Origin of the sequence: Clostridium fessum, from assembly GCF_003024715.1 — a bacterium.
Classification (GTDB): domain Bacteria; phylum Bacillota; class Clostridia; order Lachnospirales; family Lachnospiraceae; genus Otoolea; species Otoolea fessa.
This window is the reverse complement of record NZ_PYLO01000006.1, coordinates 131454-147509: the sequence shown is the minus strand read 5'-3', so window position 1 is coordinate 147509 and position 16056 is coordinate 131454. Positions and strand designations below refer to the sequence as shown.

The window sequence follows — 16056 nt, the reverse complement described above, 5'->3', positions numbered from 1 at the left end:
TTACCCCTCCGTGATTCCGAGAATAACAGCGCTGTTACCCTCTAATTCTATCTGAATTTTGTTTGTATTCTTATCGATCAAAAACGATTTTCCGGTAATCAGATCCGTAGCTTGTTCCGCTGTCGTGTGGAATGGAAGTGGAACTTGTAAATAAGCGGCGTTGTCATCGTTGTTGGCAGCGGTAAGGATCGCCTGGTGGTCACCGTGTCTGGCAAATGCGTACTGCCGGTTTGTCAGCAGAAGTTCCTGATAACGCCCACCGTGAAGCGCCGGTTCGGCGGCGTGGATGGCGGCGAGTTTCTGGATCAGAAGTGTAAGCGGTGTCACGGTGCCTGCGCTGGTATCTGTGTTTGAGCCTGTGGTGCTTGAAGTGGTCTGGCAGCAGGTGTTTGCGCCTGCGTGTATGTTTGGGCCTGTGGCGCTCGAAAAGCTCTGGCAGTTGCCATCTGTGCGGATGCCGGTGTTTTGTCCGTCGCTGGTCTGCATTTCTTCTGCAAGCGGTCTCGGCGGCAGGATTCTCGGACGGAGTTCCGTATCAGAGTTGTGTCCGCGGCGTCCCTGAATGCCCCATTCACTTCCATAATAGATGGACGGAATGCCCGGAAGAGTGAACAGCAGCGTGTAAAGCGGCGCAAGATGTGCCGGATTTAACAGTTTGCTTGCGATCCGGTCTTCGTCGTGGTTGTCCACAAAGGTGTAGAGATCCCGCCCCACCGCTTCGAGGCGGCGGACATTGTGTGCCAGTTCGAAATAATTGTGGTCGTTGTGCGCGGAATAGATACTTTTGTGCATCTCGTAGTTGGTGACGGAATGAAGCATCTGCGGATTGACCCAGCGGGCGTATTCGCCGTGGATGACTTCGCCCATCAGCCAGAATTCCGGCTTGATTTCATTTGCCAGCCGGCGCAGTTCCTGCATAAATTCAAAGGAAAGATCGCCCGCGCAGTCGAGGCGGATACCGTCGATGTCAAATTCCTGCACCCAGAAACGGACAGTGTCAAGCAGATAGTTCCGCACTTCCGGGTTTCGGTGGTTTAAGCAGGGAAGCTCCCAGATGCCGTGCCAGGATTCATAGCCGAAGGAATCGCCCAGCGGGCTGCCCCAGCCGAAATTGACGTTCCTGTACCATCCGGCGTAAGGGGACTGGTCACGGTGCGCCTGCAGGTCGCGGAAGGCGAAAAATTCGCGACCGGTGTGGTTGAACACGCCGTCCACGACGACGCGGATGCCATGCTCATGGCAGCAGTCCACGAAAGATCGGAACGAAACGTTGGTTCCCAGCCGCCGGTCGATGAGCCGGAAATCGCGGGTATCATAGCCGTGCGTGGATGATTCAAACAGCGGTCCGATGTAAATCGCGGAAATATGCAGGCTCTCTAAATAGGGAATCCACTGCATCAGTTCGTCCATGCGGGAATCGGAGGAAACGTCCCTGGTGCCATCCGCTGTCCCATCGGAGACAGGATAGGGATTGGCAAACGGTGCTCCGGTCATTCCCAGAGGATACATATGGTAAAAGATAGCTTTGTCGTACCAGGCTGTCATGAGAAAGGTCCTCCTTGTGTCGGTTAAATGGTATTTTCCTGTTGTTTAATATGTCGTAAAAGGAACTGATACCGGAGGTGTGCGGCTTTCAGTTCGTAGATATAGCAGTCAATCAGAGTCGGATCGACGACCTCTTCAAAATGGTTGAAAACGGTGTTGATCGTGCTCATGGTCTGTCGCAGTTCTGTCAGCAGCTCCGGGTCAGGGTGGGCGGAAAAAATGTCCGTGCTGGTGCTCCCGGAGCAGTGGGTGCGGTTGTGCTTCATGGTTTGATGCTCTCTTTCTGAATCCTATAAATTGGTACAACGATCAGTATATTCAGAAAATGGAAAGATATGCATCCTGGTTTAGGCGTCCATGGAAAGCACGGATTCCAGCAGATGTCCGAGCTGCATCAGTTTCCGGGTGCTGTCTTCGATTGAGAGATAATAGTAATTGCAGGTTCCCTCCCGGTGGACATCGATCAGCCCGGCTGTCTTTAAGATCTTCAAATGGTGGGAAACTGCCGGGCGCGACAGACTGGTCCGTTCGGTGATCTCCCGGACATTTAAGCCGTGCGGACGGGGCTGGGTGGGCAGGCTGATTGGACGGTCATCGTTTTTATCCGGCTGATTTGTGTTCATAGGGGTGTTTTTTGTGCGTCCCGTGAGGGCTTCGTCCGTCAGTGCTTCGATGATCGTCAGCCGTATTTCATCACCCAGTGCGATAAAAAGAGGCATACAGGTATGAAAATGCTGTTTAAGTTCTATTCCTTTTTTCATCGCGGCTCCTCCTTCTATAATGGTTTAAAAATTTAAACTAATAGTATTTTACCATTTTTTGTTTCGTCAGTCAATGGAAAGGAAAATGCTGGAATGGGTATTTATAGATAAAAAATAAAGAGATATTTTGGCAATTATTTTCAAATAACGAAATTGTCTAGCTAAAATAATGGGTTCAGATGCACAAAGTTTTTGAGATGTTTTTGGCGCATATTTCGGGTGTTTTGGGATTGACTTTTGATCAAAAACTGTTCATAATGGAGGAACATTCATGGATGGGTTCTTCCATCTGTCACGGGAATCCGGATTTCCCGTTGATCTATTATTAAGATTCTAAAAGTTAAGTTCAGAGAAATGTTCGATGATTTTTCAGAAGTGGTTCAAGTGCATACAGGAAAGGAATGGAAAATGGTGGCGGTGAAAACTGGCGCAGGACTGGCAGCTATTGTTTTCGGCAGGTGTTTTGAAAACGGGACATACTGTACAGGAACTGTCCGTTTCATGTATGCGAAAGAGAAGGAGGGGATGGATTGACCTTACTGCTGCTGTTGTTTACCGGCGGCTGTGCGCTTTGGGATTTGAAAAAACGCCGTATTTCCAATGGGATGATTCTGGCTGGCGGGCTGCTGTTTCTTTTAATTCGGTCTGGTCTGGGGATGAAAATAGGATATACAGCCGGATGGAGCAGGTGGCTGCCGGGAACTGGGGCGGCGCTTATGTCAGGCATCTGTGAAATGTGCGGATACCTGGTCCGTATCGGGATTTTACTATGTGTCCTGTTTCCGCTGTATCTGTTTCGCATGATAGGTGCGGGAGATATCAAGATGGCAGCGGTTCTGTTTGGTGCTGCGGGGGTGCAGCAGGGAGGGCGGATCCTTTTATGCGGGCTGATGGCAGCTGGGGCATGGTCAGTTGTTTTATTGGTTTGGCGTGGGATTGCCAGGCAGCGGCTTACATATCTTGTGTTTTATTTGTACCGGTCTGCGCTTGGGGGAAGCGTCGAGCCGTACTATCTGGAAGCGCGGGATGGAAAAGAGGCATCTTTTTGTCTGGCACCGTGCCTGTTTTTGGGAGTGATTGGGGCGGAGCTGATTCGGTATCTGTAAGGAAAATGGCTTGTGATTAGGGAGGTGGCGGTGCGATGAAGCATATTCTGGCTGTGTATGACGTGGATCCAGTCTATGCGGCGCGGTTTGCAGAGGTAGTTAACCAGAAGGAAAAAATACCGTTTGAGGTGGTGGCGTTCAGCTCGATCGAGCGGCTGCGGGCATTTGCGGCGGAACATCCGGTAAAGCTTCTGTTGTTGGGCGAGCATGTTCCGGCGGAAGAAAAGGAGTCCATCCGGGCGGAAAAGGTTATTCTTTTATCGGATAATGGGGGAAAACCGGTCAGTCCGTCAGTTCCCTGTGTCTACAAATACCAGTCCAGCGATGCGATTGTGCGCGAGGTGATGACCTGGTATGGGGAAAGCCCGGGGGAGCTGCCGGAGGTGTCCGGGCGGGGGCTGGCGAAGGTCTTGGGAGTGTATTCGCCGGTTGGACGGTGTTTAAAGACCTCGTTTGCCCTGACAATGGGAAAACTTTTGGCACAGGAGGAGCGGGTGCTGTATCTGAACCTGGAGGAATTTTCCGGTCTGTCGGTTTTGATGAAAGAAGAATATAAGAGTGATTTGTCGGATCTGTTGTATTTTTACAACGGTGGAAGCTATAATTCGCTTCGTTTGAGCAGCGTTGTCCACACGATGGGGGAGCTGGACTATATTCCGCCGGTGCGCTATCCGGAGGATCTGGATCAGGCGGGAGAGGAGGCAATCGCGGGGCTTATACGGGCAATTGCCGGGGAGAGTGCGTATGATACGCTGGTAGTGGATATAGGAAGCGGGCGCAGGACGGCGCTTTCGGTAATGAAGTTGTGCCGGGTAATTTATATGCCGATCCGGGAAGATCCGGTGTCTTTGGCAAAGCTTAAGGAGCTGGAGCAGTATTTTTCACAGACAGGAAATGGCATGCTAAGGGAACGTATTAAACGCCTGAAGCTTCCGTATCACGGCAGCTTTGGACGGGGCGATTATATTGACCAGCTCTTATGGGGAGAACTGGGTGATTATGTACGGCAGCTGCTGCGGGGAAGCAGTGTGGGCGGATAATGTTCATTGTGGGTTAAATTAGAAGGGGCAAAGTCTTTTGACAGGGATAAATTGAGCGGGATTTTGCCAGTCATTCTAAAGAGTAAACGGTTGTGAGAGAAACAACTGGCAGGGGGAAGTATGCAGGAGCAGAAAATGGTTTTGAGGCAGCGTCTGATGGAGCAGATGGAGAGCCGTATGCAGGTGGAGGATGAGGAGCTGCGCGACCTGATCGACATGGCGATTCTGGAAGCGGCAGAAGGGGCGTATCTGCCGTTAAAAGAGCGGCTTTGTTTGAGAAAAGAGCTGTTTGATTCATTCAGACGGCTGGATATTTTGCAGGAGCTGGTCGATGATCCGACGATCACGGAGATCATGGTAAATGGCACGGAGCACATTTTTGTCGAGCGGCAGGGGCGTGTGGAAGAGTTAGAAAAGCACTTTGATTCGGTAGGGCAGCTAGAGGATCTGATTCAGCAGATTGTAAGTCGTGTCAACCGGACGGTCAATCTGGCATCCCCGATTGCGGATGCGAGACTGGAAGATGGTTCTCGTGTCCACGTAGTGCTGGCACCGGTGGCGTTAAATGGGCCGATTTTAACGATCCGGAAGTTCCCGGAACCGATCACGATGGAACGCCTGATTGAGTTAAAAAGTATCAGCCGGGAGGCAGCGGCATTTTTGCAGAAAGCGGTCGAGCGGGGACTCAATATTTTTATCAGCGGCGGAACCGGATCGGGAAAAACGACGATCTTAAACGCCATGTCCGGCTATATTCCCCAGGAGGAACGCGTCATTACGATCGAGGATTCGGCAGAACTTCAAATCCGCCATGTAACGAATCTTGTCAGCCTGGAAACAAGGGTAGAAAACCGGGATGGTTCGCAGGAGATTTCCATGCGCGATCTGATCCGGGCGAGTCTCCGAATGCGTCCGGACCGCATCATCGTTGGGGAGGTCCGGGGCGGCGAGGCGCTGGAAATGCTGCAGGCGATGAATACGGGACACGATGGCTCGCTCTCAACCGGACATGCAAACAGCGCCAAAGATATGCTCTCAAGACTGGAAACGATGGTTCTGATGGCAGCAGAGCTGCCGCTTGCGGCGGTCCGGAGCCAGATCGGTTCAGCACTCGATCTGATGGTCCATGTCGGGCGGATGCGGGACCGGAGCCGGAAGGTGCTGGAGATCACGGAGGTGATAGGCTATGAAAATGGGGAAATCCGCCTTTCTCCCATCTATCAGTTTCAGGAAAGCGGGGAGACTGCTTCCGGACAGGTGGAAGGAGCACTTGTCCAGGTTGGCAGATTTGAGGGGCGGCGCAGATTCGCGGGAGGAAGTGCTTTCTGATTACCGGGTTTACTACCTGACGGGGCAGGAGTGGATACGTTACCTTCTGGAGGGAACAGCGGTGTGCGCCGTGACGGCGTATGTATTCTACCGTTCATTTCTGGCGTTCGTTCTGATGCTTCCGGCGGGGATGCTGCGGCCGTTTTTTAAGAGTCGGGAGCTCTGCCGCCGGAGAAAAGAGGAACTGCGGCTCCAGTTTAAGGAAGCGATTCAGATTGTGGCTTCGGCGCTGGCTGCAGGCTATTCGGTGGAAAATGCGTTTATCGCGAGCGTGCGCGATCTGGAAGAACAATACGGAAAAGAGGGGATGATTACCCGTGAGTTTTCATACCTGGCAAGTCAGCTTAAAATGAACCGGACCGTGGAGGTGCTGCTTTCTTCCTTTGCAAAGAGGAGTGGTCTGGATGAGGTGGAAAATTTCTCTGTTATTTTTACTGTATCCAAACGGAGCCGGGGTGAGCTGGCAAGCGTGGTTCACCATGTCGTTCACGTGATTTCGGATCGCATACAGGTGCGGGAGGAAATTCTCACGATGACGGCAGAAAAGCAGTTTGAACAGAGAATTATGAACCTGATGCCGTACCTGATTGTGCTCTACGTGGATTTGTCATCGCCGGGGTTTTTCTCACAGATGTATGAGACAGCGGTGGGGCGGGTGGTGATGACAGGGTGTCTGGTGGTCTATCTGCTGGCATGGAGGGTATCGGGGAAAATTCTTCAGATTGAGGTGTGAAACAGCATGGGAAAAATGGGGAAAAAGCAGGTTTTATGCATTCTTTTGGGGATAATTCTGGCAGTTGCGGGATATCTGGTGGAAAAACGGGATAGGGCGCTGGAAGATGGGAACCGGCTGAACCGCTATGCATACGGAGAAGGGGAACGGCAGCAGGAAGTGTGGGTGCGCGGACTGTGCGAGAAGGAGATTCCGGTGGAGATTTCGCTCGGAGAGCGGGAATATGCGGAAGAGGATGCAAAAAAAGCATTGCTGGAGGCGGGAGGTAAACTGGCGGATTTAATTCGGGGAAACAATCTGTCCCTGCAGGAGGTAAGGGAAGATCTACATCTCGTCGGCTGGCTGGAAGAAGAGGGCATCCGGGTCCGTTGGACACCGGAGGATGCGGAATGGATTCAGACGGATGGGACAGTTTTAAATGAAGAATGCCCGGAGAAGGGGATTCAGACAGAACTGACCGCATCCCTGCAGGCGGGGGGATTCAGCCGGGAGTACCGGTTTCCGGTCACGCTATATCCGCCGCTTCGGACGAAGCAGCAGGAAAAAGAGGCTGGTTTTAAGCGGCTGTTAAAGCAGATGGATGAGGCGCAGAGAACGGAAGGGCAGCTGGTTCTGCCAAAGATGTATGAGGGGAAGAATTTATCTTACCGGGTGCGCGGAGACAGGGAATATCTGCTGTTTCCGGTGCTGGGGATTGCGGCGGCAATTCTGCTTCCTCTTTATGAAAAACAGAAGGAGAGTGAGGTAAAAAAGAAGAAAAAGCGGGAACTGATGGAAGATTATCCGGAGATTGTGTCAAAGCTGACTGTATTTTCCGGGGCGGGGCTTCCGGTCCGCCGGGCATGGGAGCGGATTGTGCTGGAATACGAGGCGGCATGCCGGGCGGGAACACAGACGGAGCGGGCGGCATACCGGGAAATGGCAGCGGCATATCACCGGATGCAGCGCGGTGTCCCGGAACTACAGGCATATGCGGAATTTGGTGCGGGCTGCCGCCTGAGACCGTACCGGAAGCTTTCCGGGCTTTTGGAGCAGAATGTCAGAAATGGGGCAGAAGGACTTCGAAAGGCGCTGGAGACAGAGATGGAGTCGGCGTTTGAAGAAGAGAAAGCACTGGCAAGACGCCGGGGGGAAGAGGCATCCACAAAGCTGATGCTTCCATTGTTTTTGATGTTGATGATTATTATGGTGATGGTTTCAGTCCCGGCGTTTCTGGCGTTTGGGATCTGAAAAATGGGGAGAAAGGAGAAAAAGTATATGGATAAAGCGTATCTGGTAAGAGAAGTAAAATCGTTTCTGATGGACGAGGATGGTGTGGGGGTCATTGAGTTAGTGCTGATTCTGGTGGAAATATTTACCCCCTAATTCACACTATGTATTATGTAAATATAGTAAAAATAGCGGAAATAGAGTAACGGTATAGACGGGAGTGTATATGAAGTACAGTGGTAATAGTAAGGTGTATGGAATTAGGTATTTTAATGTATGGTTCTATTTATTTGCTGAAACAGAAAAGGAAGTTTGCGGGGAGATCACAGTTTTCCTGAGTTTGATTCTGACCTGTATTTGTGCGCTGATGGGCGGGCTGTTTGAGTCCGCCCGGGCAGCCGGAAGCGGCTGGTATATGCAGATGGCGCTTAATTCCTCACTGGATTCGCTGATGAGCTGTTATCACCGGGAGATTTGGGATAAATACCGGATTTTTGTGCTGGAATGTGCGGATAAAGAGCGCCTGGCGGCGGAGATGGAGCCGCAGATGGAAACATATCTGGCGGCAGCGCCCTTTTATCCGGTCAGCGGCGGCAAGGTACAGATCGAAGCGATGGATGCGATCACTGGGCATAATGGGGATTTCTTTGCGAAGGAAGTTACCGATTATATGAAAGTGGGTGTCTGGACGCTGGAAAGTGAGAAGTCTGAACTGCCTGAGATGGAAAAACGGATGACGGAAGCAAGGGCGGTTCATGGGATTGCGGAAGGATATCAGGAAAATGGCAGAAAAGTGCTGCGTCTGGAAGAGTCGATCGAGGCGATCGGAGCCTGTCTGCAAAAACAGGAGAAACATCTGAAGGAGATGGAGGCAGCGGTCCGCCAGGCGGATGGAAGCTCGTTCTTTCAATCGGCGGAAAGCTTAGAGAAAGAATTAAAGCAGATTCCGGGGCTGGTTGCGGCGTATGAAAAACAGGCGGACCGGCTTGCGAAAGAACTGCAGGGATCGGAGCAGGGGGCGCAGGAAGCCCAGCCGGATCTGGAAGAAGGCTCCTGGGGCATGGTACAGGAGGAGATGCGGGGGTATCGTTCGTATTTGGATGCGGATGGAGCGCGCCGCCAGGAGGTAAAAAAGACAGAAGAGACGGCTCACGGAAATGAAGAGGTGGTTGCAGAAGCAGTCCGGAAAGGGAAGGAGATACAGGATTATATCGATGATTGGGAGCCTGACGATGAGGACGATGAGCTGGACGAGGAAGCGCTGTGGGCGCCGGTTCTGACGATCACAGCGGGTTTTCAGAAGGATGGACGTTTCCGGGTTCCGGCAGTCCGAGACAAGAAAAAAATGAATGTGCTGGAAGCAGTCAGCCGCCTGTCGGGGACGGATCTGCTGAGTCTTTGTGTGCCGGCGGGAACTGTGATTTCAGAAAAATGGATTTCGACCGCGGCATTTCCGTCGGCATTGTATGCAGGCGGAGAGAGCGGAAAGCGGGGGATAGCTGGGGATGTCTGGACGGCGGGGCTTGAACGGGCTCTTTTAGATGCGTATGCGGCGCATTTTTTTACCCGGTTCGGGCAGGAAAAGACGGGAAGTGTCCATTATGAGCAGGAATATCTCTTACAGGGAAATGCGTCGGAGCGGGAAAATTTAAAACGCACCGTCAATGAACTTCTGGCTGTGCGCGAGGCGGTGAATCTGGCAGCTTTATATGCGGATTCTGAAAAACGGTCGGAGGCGGAAGCATTGGCGCTGGCAATCACGGGGCTGGCGGGAATCACACCGATCACGGCGGCGGCATCCTTCTTTATCATGACAGTCTGGGCGTTTGCAGAGTCGGTGGCAGATGTGAAGGTTCTGCTGGCGGGCGGAAAAATTCCTTTTTTCAAACAGCCGGGGGAGTGGCAGATTTCGCTTTCTGCTCTGACGGAAAAGGGCGCGTCCATCTTTCTGGAAACGGGGACGGATCCTTCATTGAAAAACGGGACAGACGACAGAGGGCTGGACTACCAGGACTGGCTGAAACTCTTTTTCCTGATACAGGGAAAGAGCCGTTTCTGTTACCGGATGATGGATATGATTCAGAACCGCATTTCAGAAAAAGAGCCGGGATTTCGGATGGATCAGTGCCAGTATGGGGTAAGTGTGTCCTATGCGGCACAGGGAACGTTGATACCGCTTCGTAGAACGTCCCAGAAGGAATATTAAACACAATTACAGGGGAGTGGAGGACAGTGTCCTTTTTCAGGAGATGATGCAAGTGAATGTGCCTCTCCAAGTACATAAAGAAAGCCAGTAAAAAAGATGATGACAACTAACCTAACAAAACGAATAAATGAAAGTATCTGTGCGGTCGGGATACCCGTCCTTCGGCGGCATAGAGCCCAAGTAACAAAACGACCCTGGAAAAGGGCATTGTCCTCTGCTTCCCTGTGTGCGAGCCTGACGATTGAGGCGGCGCTTAGTCTGACATTGTTTATGTTTACGGTGATTCTCCTGTCAGTTCCGATGGAAATACTGGATACTCAGAGAAAGGTGCAGACGGTGCTGGAAGTGACGGGGCGGGAACTGGGATGGCAGGTGTATCGGACATCCCATACGGTGCATCCGGCAGAAATGGAGGCGGGAAAAGCGGCAGAGGTAGGAGAAAAGGGAACGGGGGGCTGGTCAGAACTTCCGTCCGGGCTTATCCTGCAGGGATATTTAAAGGAGAAGATTCAGACAGCGGGCGGGAACAAAGTGTCCAATATCCAGTGTGGCGCCAGCCGCGTATCGGAAGATGGAGAATGGATTGACCTGCGCGCCTCCTATCAGGTGCGGCTGCCGTTCTCGGTATTTGCGCTTGACCATGTGACGCTTACTTCCCGGAGCCGTAAGCGGGGATGGATTGGGGCGGAAAGCGGGTATTTCTCAGAGAAAAACGCTTCAGAACCGGAGGGAAAATGGGTCTATGTGGGGCGGGACAGTACGCGCTACCATCTCTCGCCTTCGTGCCATTATATATCGAATCAGATTACCGCGGCTGCGTATGCAGATGTAATTTCGGGGGTGCTTAGAAACAACGGGGGATGCCGTTATAAGGCTTGCAGATACTGTGGAAAGACGGTGTCGGCGGGAGGTCTGGTGTATATTCTTCCGTCCGGCGAGGTTTACCATGGAAAGCAGGACTGTTCGTCATTGGCATATTATGTGCAGAAGGTGCGGCGATCAGAGGTGGAATATATGGGGGTGTGTTCATACTGTGGAAGTGGATAGGTGCGGATGGCGGAAAGAATCAAGGAGGGGTGAGAGGGCGGAGTGATGGAAAACAGTGCAGAGATAAGTTTCATGGGATTTACGCGGATGGATTTGGAAAGTGCAGTATGTTTCCTCTGTGCGGTTGTTTTTTCCCTTTTTCTGATGGTCTTTTCCTGGCAGGATCTTCATAGAAAACGGATACGCGTAAGCTGGCTATATGGATTTGGAACGGCAGGAATGGCGCTTACGATGATACGGTGTGTGCTGTCGATTATAAAAGATGGATGGGATTGGAAAAAAAGTGTGTTGCAGATAACGGTATGGCTTTTGGGAATGCTGCCGGGGATTCTTTTGTTCTGGATGGAGCGGCAGACGAAAGGTGCGGTCGGACTGGGAGATGGCTGCTTTTTTCTGATCACTGGGTGCTATCTGGGGGGATGGCGGACGCTTGAACTTTTGATGGGAGCTGTATTTGTGAGCAGTCTGGCAGGAGGTGTCTGGATGCTTACGGCACTGCTTGGCGGAAAGGGGAATGGTCTATGGGAGAAAATGCGGAAAAAGAAGCTGCCATTTCTGCCGTGTGTGCTTCCGGTGTGGATTTGGATGCTGATAGCATCTCTTGGATGAAGCGGGAGGTTTCTGCCAGTTATACGGTGGAAGCCTCGTTTGTGATGGCGGTTGCATTCTTTTTTATCGCGGCACTGTTAAATGGGGTGTTTGAGGTGCATGGCAGGATTACGGGGCGTTTTGTCCTGCAGGAGGCGATGGAACGGTGCCTGTATCGGGAGGAAAAAACGTTGCGGGGAGATGGAATGACTGTGGGGGAGATAAGCAGCAGAGCTGGACAGCGCCTGCATGGATTCTTCCGGTGCGGAGATGCAGTTTTGACGATCCGGGAAGATGGGGGAGACTTGGACGGAAGGGTAAAGAGCAGTACAGAGACGGAGATATCCCTGCGCGGACAGGAGCCGGAGCGGGCGATCCGTTTGCTGACAGTGTTGGAAAATGCAGAGTGATGGAGGATACGGGATGGAGATTCGGTATAGCCGGGAAATGAATCATAATTATATGATAATCGAAGCGCCGGAGGAAGAAACGGGCTATGCGGTACAGATGCTGTCGGCGAATGCCATCGAAGGGCTTTTGAAGTTCCGGGTCCGCCAGACGGAGGAGGCGAGAGAATATTATTATGAGATAACGTCGAGACAGCCGCTTAGACGGGTGTTGGAAAAACGGACCTTGTCGGGACAAAAACTCCGGTCGATTCTGCTTGGTGTGCTGGCGGTTCTGAAGCGGGTGGAAGAGTACCTGTTAAAAGAGGAACAGCTTTTGCTGGATCCGGAATATCTGTATCTGGAACCCGATCATTTTACTGTGGAATTATGTCTGGTTCCGGGGCATCGGGAAGAGGCGCCGCAGGCGCTCTCAAAATTGCTGGGGTATCTTCTGGAACGTGCGGATCATCAGGATCGGGAGGCTGTTGTATTAGCTTATAATCTGTACCAGATTAGTCTGCGGGAGAATTACGGAACGGCAGATCTGCTGCGCCAGCTTTCGGGGGAAGATCGGATCTTTTCGGCAGAAAAACGAAACGAGGATGAGGGGGATCCTGAGACGGCGGGAGTGTGGGCGGATCGGCAGGAGTGGATTGAAGCGGAGCAAAATCGGAGGGATACGTTGGAATCTCGATCTGGGAAAATGGCTTTTGACACTCAAACGCCAGCCAGGAAGGATTGGAAATATAGGCAGGAAGCGTTGTATCAGGAGAAAACGATGAAAAAGAACCTGGAGTCGGTAGAGAACTCAGATGAAGTGGGGGAAAAGTCTGAAAGGGCAGGTGGAAAACAAAAGGGACAATGGCAGAACCGGTGGATAAAGGTACTTGGAAGCGCGGTGGCAGCTGGCATTGTGTATTGGTACGTGACGGGAGAAATGGATGTATGGCTGTATGCAATCAGCGGCGGCATCGGGGGAATCGTGTTTTTGAGGGAGACGTTGGCAGCCCGCAGAAAATGGCAGGTATATGGTGGCAGGAAGAAAAATCGAGGTCAGGGAGAGGATAGAGAGGAAAGCACGGAAGTGGATCTATCATATCAAGACTGGCATCAGACAACGCCTGAAAACCGCTGGCAGGTCTATCCGGAGAGTGAAGAAGCTTATCGGCAGGAACTTCGAAGAGAAGAAGAAGCACAGATAGAGCGGGCGAGAGAAGCGGGGACTACGCTTCTGTCTGCCTCAAAGAATGGGGAAGGAACGGTGCGCTTAGAGCCGGTGGAAGCCGGAGGAACAGTGATTCAGATTTCCTATATTCCATTTACACTTGGAAAACATCCGGGGCTGTCGGACGCATGTATTGACCGTCCGACCGTCAGCCGTCTTCATGCGCGGATCGATCAGAAGGAGGGCGTATACATTCTGACAGATCTCAATTCAACCAATGGAACATCGGTCAATGGCTATCCGCTTCAGGCAAATGAAACAGTCAGTTTGGGGAATGGGGATTCCATTTATTTGGCGGATGTCGGATATAAATTTTGGGAACACCGATAAATTGTCTGAAAATATGAAATAATAACCAAAAACACGAAATTGATGTGAATTATTTTGCAAGTACATCAATTTCGCGTTTCTGCAAATTTACATAGAACAAGCCATGGGGATATGCTATAATAAAGGCACTTGACATGGAAGTTTCAAGCCAAGTGACAAAAGAAAATACCGCTTTTCCAGGGAATGGAGAAGCATAGAGAGAAGGAGAGACCGACATGACAGACAAAGAATGTATTTTTTGTAAGATCGCTGGCGGAGAGATTCCATCCTCAACGGTTTATGAAGATGACGATTTTCGTGTGATTCTGGATTTAGGACCGGCATCGAAGGGACATGCGCTGATTCTGCCGAAGCAGCATTTCAAAGATTTATGTGAGCTGGATCCGGCGATTGCGGCCAAAGCTCTTCCATTAGCTGGAAAGATTGGTGCGGCGATGAAGAAAGCACTGGGCTGCACGGGTTTCAATGTGGTTCAGAACAATGGCATATCCGCAGGACAGACTGTTTTTCATTTCCATGTACACATTATTCCGAGATATGAAAATGGACCGGATATGGTGACATGGGCGCCAGGAAAAGCAACGCCGGAAGAGCTGGCAGAAATTAGCAGCTCCATCCGCGAAGAACTGACGCGATAGGAGTTTGGATATGCACCATGAGAATGAAAAAATGGCGCTTTTTGAAGCGCTTTACAGAGAGTACCTGGTACCGCTGAAGAAATATGCGTATAGAATTGGAGTAGGGTACGATGACATTGAGGATATGGTGCATGAAGCTTTCATTGAATATTACAAGCGCTATTCGTTAGATCTGGATCATAAAGTAAAGTTGGTTTTACTGATCCGCATTTTACGGAGCAAGTGGATCGATAACCGGAGGCAGATGCGGCGCCGCGAGATGCTGCATCTGGAAGATCCGGATGCGGAAGAAGAGATTATGAACCTTCTTTTGGAAGGGGAGATAGGAATTCAGCTTCTGGATCAGGAGGTTATCGATAGGGATATCTATTGGAACGTATGGAAGATTGTCAAATCTATGAAGAAGGACTGGCGGGATGTTTTGATTCTCCGTGTTCTGGAGGGCTTGACGGCGGAAGAAGCCTGTGCGGTTTTGAAAATCAAATCAACGGTATGCTGTACACGTCTTTACAGGGCAAAAGCAGAATTGCAGAAGCGCGTGTTGAGGGCAAAGCTGTTTGATATTTAAAAATCACATCGAAGCAGAGCCGTTTCGAATCTGTCCGATGTGATGATAAGCTTACATATTCAGTGTTTTAGTCTTGTACTATACAAACGTAGCAATGCTACTAACTGCGTGTGCAATCATGAATCAGCCCCATGATGGTTTTGACAGCATTGTTTAAGTGGCTTTCAGACATTTTATCAATGAACTGCTGGCGATTTTTATAGGTCTCTTCGATTGCCTGGCTGAGAGTATCTGCGGTTAAAACTTCTTCTTCCAGAACGGTGCTGAATCCCTGTTTTGCAAAGGAGTTGGCATTTAAGATCTGGTCGCCGCGGCTGGCAGCAGCCGACAGAGGGATCAAAATGTTCGGTTTGCGGAGTGCCAGAATTTCGCAGATGGAATTTGCACCCGCGCGGGAGATGATCAGATCTGCCGCTGCAAAGAGATGGCGGAGTGGTTTATCCACATACTCATACTGAACATATCCTTCGGTGCCGATGAGAGACTCATCGAGATTGCCTTTTCCGCAGATATGTATTACCTGATAGGTTTTCAGAAGCTGCGGAAGAATGCCGCGGACAGCCTGATTGACCGTGACGGAGCCGAGACTTCCGCCGATGATCAGAATTACTGGGAGATCGGCAGAAAGATGGGCGTACTGGAGTCCCGCCAGACGATCCCCGTGCAGAAGCTCTTCACGGATCGGGGAACCGGTCAGAACCGCCTTATCTTCCGGAAGATATTTAAGTGTTTCCGGAAAGTTGCAGCATACCTTAGAAGCGGCTGGAATACAGATTTTATTTGCCAGTCCTGGGGTCATATCGGATTCATGGATGATGACAGGCACTTTATAATGCTTGGCAGCCAGAACGACCGGAACAGCGACAAAACCGCCTTTGGAAAAGACGATATCCGGTTTGTATTTTTTCATAAGCTTGCGAGCCTCAAAGTATCCTTTCAGAACGCGAAGCGGATCTGAAAAATTCTTAAGGTCAAAATAACGGCGCAGTTTTCCCGATGAGATTCCATCGTAAGGGATGCTGGCTGCCTCGATCAGGCGGCGCTCAATGCCGTTATAAGAACCAATATAGTGAATCTCAAAGTCTTCCTCGCGCAGTGCCGGAAGCAGGGCGAGATTCGGTGTAACATGACCTGCAGTACCACCGCCGGTCAGAATGATTTTTTTCATAGTAGTTTCCTCCACACATCAGCCGCTGGTTACGGTGTGAGGGGACAACCATAACCTGAAAACAACTGTTTTTATGCTTTATCATACCCGCAAAGGGTTACATTTAGTATAGTAAACGGAAAAAAAGAAAAGTCAACCTAAAAGTTAGGACGAGGACAGAGAGGAGGGATAAAA

At 50.9% G+C, this 16056-nt stretch carries 16 protein-coding genes; 12 read left to right on the top strand and 4 right to left on the bottom strand.

Features of this window, described 5'->3' with window-relative positions:
• The 3 genes from C7U56_RS14230 to C7U56_RS14220 all read right to left on the bottom strand — a co-directional run bounded on the left by C7U56_RS14230 (window position 1) and on the right by C7U56_RS14220 (window position 2306).
• A complete protein-coding gene (locus C7U56_RS14230; protein ID WP_233430286.1) occupies window positions 1-1545 on the bottom strand; it encodes an alpha-amylase family glycosyl hydrolase in 1545 nt (514 codons plus the stop codon).
• A gap of 23 nt (window positions 1546-1568) precedes the next feature.
• Window positions 1569-1811, bottom strand: a complete 243-nt coding sequence (locus C7U56_RS14225) for a YaaL family protein (protein ID WP_107001765.1) — start codon at window positions 1809-1811, stop codon at window positions 1569-1571.
• An 81-nt stretch (window positions 1812-1892) separates the two neighbouring features.
• On the bottom strand, window positions 1893-2306 hold the full coding sequence (locus C7U56_RS14220; protein WP_233430285.1) for an ArsR/SmtB family transcription factor: 414 nt from the start codon (window positions 2304-2306) through the stop codon (window positions 1893-1895).
• A 530-nt stretch (window positions 2307-2836) separates the two neighbouring features.
• Here C7U56_RS14220 and C7U56_RS14215 point away from each other — a divergent pair.
• From C7U56_RS14215 to C7U56_RS14160, 12 genes are all read left to right on the top strand, one after another.
• A complete protein-coding gene (locus C7U56_RS14215; RefSeq protein ID WP_181357262.1) occupies window positions 2837-3412 on the top strand; it encodes an A24 family peptidase in 576 nt (191 codons plus the stop codon).
• A 35-nt stretch (window positions 3413-3447) separates the two neighbouring features.
• Window positions 3448-4452 (top strand): P-loop NTPase family protein, encoded by a 1005-nt coding sequence (locus tag C7U56_RS14210; protein ID WP_107001763.1) that lies wholly within the window; start codon window positions 3448-3450, stop codon window positions 4450-4452.
• 120 nt (window positions 4453-4572) lie between these two features.
• The gene (locus tag C7U56_RS14205; RefSeq protein ID WP_333493402.1) at window positions 4573-5781 is read left to right on the top strand and encodes a TadA family conjugal transfer-associated ATPase; all 1209 of its coding nucleotides are present in this window, start codon (window positions 4573-4575) and stop codon (window positions 5779-5781) included.
• Entirely contained in the window at window positions 5732-6514 is a 783-nt protein-coding gene (locus C7U56_RS14200; protein WP_233430284.1) for a type II secretion system F family protein, read from the top strand. Before C7U56_RS14205 ends, C7U56_RS14200 begins: the two co-directional genes overlap by 50 nt.
• A gap of 6 nt (window positions 6515-6520) precedes the next feature.
• Window positions 6521-7744 (top strand): hypothetical protein, encoded by a 1224-nt coding sequence (locus tag C7U56_RS14195; RefSeq protein ID WP_107001762.1) that lies wholly within the window; start codon window positions 6521-6523, stop codon window positions 7742-7744.
• Between the two features lie 205 nt (window positions 7745-7949).
• Window positions 7950-9929, top strand: coding sequence for a DUF5702 domain-containing protein (locus C7U56_RS14190; protein ID WP_233430283.1), 1980 nt, complete (start codon window positions 7950-7952; stop codon window positions 9927-9929).
• Window positions 9930-10136: 207 nt separating this feature from the next.
• Window positions 10137-10976 carry a hypothetical protein gene (locus C7U56_RS14185; protein WP_107001761.1) on the top strand — a complete coding sequence of 280 codons (840 nt, stop codon included), beginning with the start codon at window positions 10137-10139 and terminating at the stop codon, window positions 10974-10976.
• A gap of 45 nt (window positions 10977-11021) precedes the next feature.
• Entirely contained in the window at window positions 11022-11585 is a 564-nt protein-coding gene (locus tag C7U56_RS14180; protein ID WP_107001760.1) for a prepilin peptidase, read from the top strand.
• Window positions 11582-11974, top strand: coding sequence for a hypothetical protein (locus C7U56_RS14175; protein WP_107001759.1), 393 nt, complete (start codon window positions 11582-11584; stop codon window positions 11972-11974). Before C7U56_RS14180 ends, C7U56_RS14175 begins: the two co-directional genes overlap by 4 nt.
• 13 nt (window positions 11975-11987) lie before the next feature.
• Complete coding sequence (locus C7U56_RS14170; protein WP_107001758.1) at window positions 11988-13508, top strand: DUF6382 domain-containing protein; 1521 nt, start codon at window positions 11988-11990, stop codon at window positions 13506-13508.
• 215 nt (window positions 13509-13723) lie between these two features.
• Window positions 13724-14146: an HIT family protein gene (locus C7U56_RS14165; RefSeq protein WP_107001757.1), complete on the top strand. Its 423-nt coding sequence runs from the start codon at window positions 13724-13726 to the stop codon at window positions 14144-14146.
• A 10-nt stretch (window positions 14147-14156) separates the two neighbouring features.
• Window positions 14157-14714, top strand: a complete 558-nt coding sequence (locus C7U56_RS14160; protein ID WP_227589698.1) for an RNA polymerase sigma factor — start codon at window positions 14157-14159, stop codon at window positions 14712-14714.
• A gap of 100 nt (window positions 14715-14814) precedes the next feature.
• Here C7U56_RS14160 and C7U56_RS14155 read toward each other — a convergent pair whose 3' ends face one another.
• A complete protein-coding gene (locus tag C7U56_RS14155) occupies window positions 14815-15882 on the bottom strand; it encodes an undecaprenyldiphospho-muramoylpentapeptide beta-N-acetylglucosaminyltransferase (RefSeq protein WP_107001756.1) in 1068 nt (355 codons plus the stop codon).
• Window positions 15883-16056: the final 174 nt, after the last annotated feature.

Bases quoted from the DNA above. Each gene is read 5' to 3' on its own strand.
- C7U56_RS14175 (WP_107001759.1), top strand. From the start codon at position 11,582: ATGAAGCGGGAGGTTTCTGCCAGTTATACGGTGGAAGCCTCGTTTGTG.
- C7U56_RS14205 (WP_333493402.1), top strand. From the start codon at position 4,573: ATGCAGGAGCAGAAAATGGTTTTGAGGCAGCGTCTGATGGAGCAGATG.
- C7U56_RS14190 (WP_233430283.1), top strand. From the start codon at position 7,950: ATGAAGTACAGTGGTAATAGTAAGGTGTATGGAATTAGGTATTTTAAT.
- C7U56_RS14170 (WP_107001758.1), top strand. From the start codon at position 11,988: ATGGAGATTCGGTATAGCCGGGAAATGAATCATAATTATATGATAATC.
- C7U56_RS14165 (WP_107001757.1), top strand. From the start codon at position 13,724: ATGACAGACAAAGAATGTATTTTTTGTAAGATCGCTGGCGGAGAGATT.
- C7U56_RS14220 (WP_233430285.1), bottom strand. From the start codon at position 2,306: ATGAAAAAAGGAATAGAACTTAAACAGCATTTTCATACCTGTATGCCT.
- C7U56_RS14155 (WP_107001756.1), bottom strand. From the start codon at position 15,882: ATGAAAAAAATCATTCTGACCGGCGGTGGTACTGCAGGTCATGTTACA.
- C7U56_RS14225 (WP_107001765.1), bottom strand. From the start codon at position 1,811: ATGAAGCACAACCGCACCCACTGCTCCGGGAGCACCAGCACGGACATT.
- C7U56_RS14160 (WP_227589698.1), top strand. From the start codon at position 14,157: ATGCACCATGAGAATGAAAAAATGGCGCTTTTTGAAGCGCTTTACAGA.
- C7U56_RS14230 (WP_233430286.1), bottom strand. From the start codon at position 1,545: ATGACAGCCTGGTACGACAAAGCTATCTTTTACCATATGTATCCTCTG.
- C7U56_RS14195 (WP_107001762.1), top strand. From the start codon at position 6,521: ATGGGAAAAATGGGGAAAAAGCAGGTTTTATGCATTCTTTTGGGGATA.
- C7U56_RS14210 (WP_107001763.1), top strand. From the start codon at position 3,448: ATGAAGCATATTCTGGCTGTGTATGACGTGGATCCAGTCTATGCGGCG.
- C7U56_RS14180 (WP_107001760.1), top strand. From the start codon at position 11,022: ATGGAAAACAGTGCAGAGATAAGTTTCATGGGATTTACGCGGATGGAT.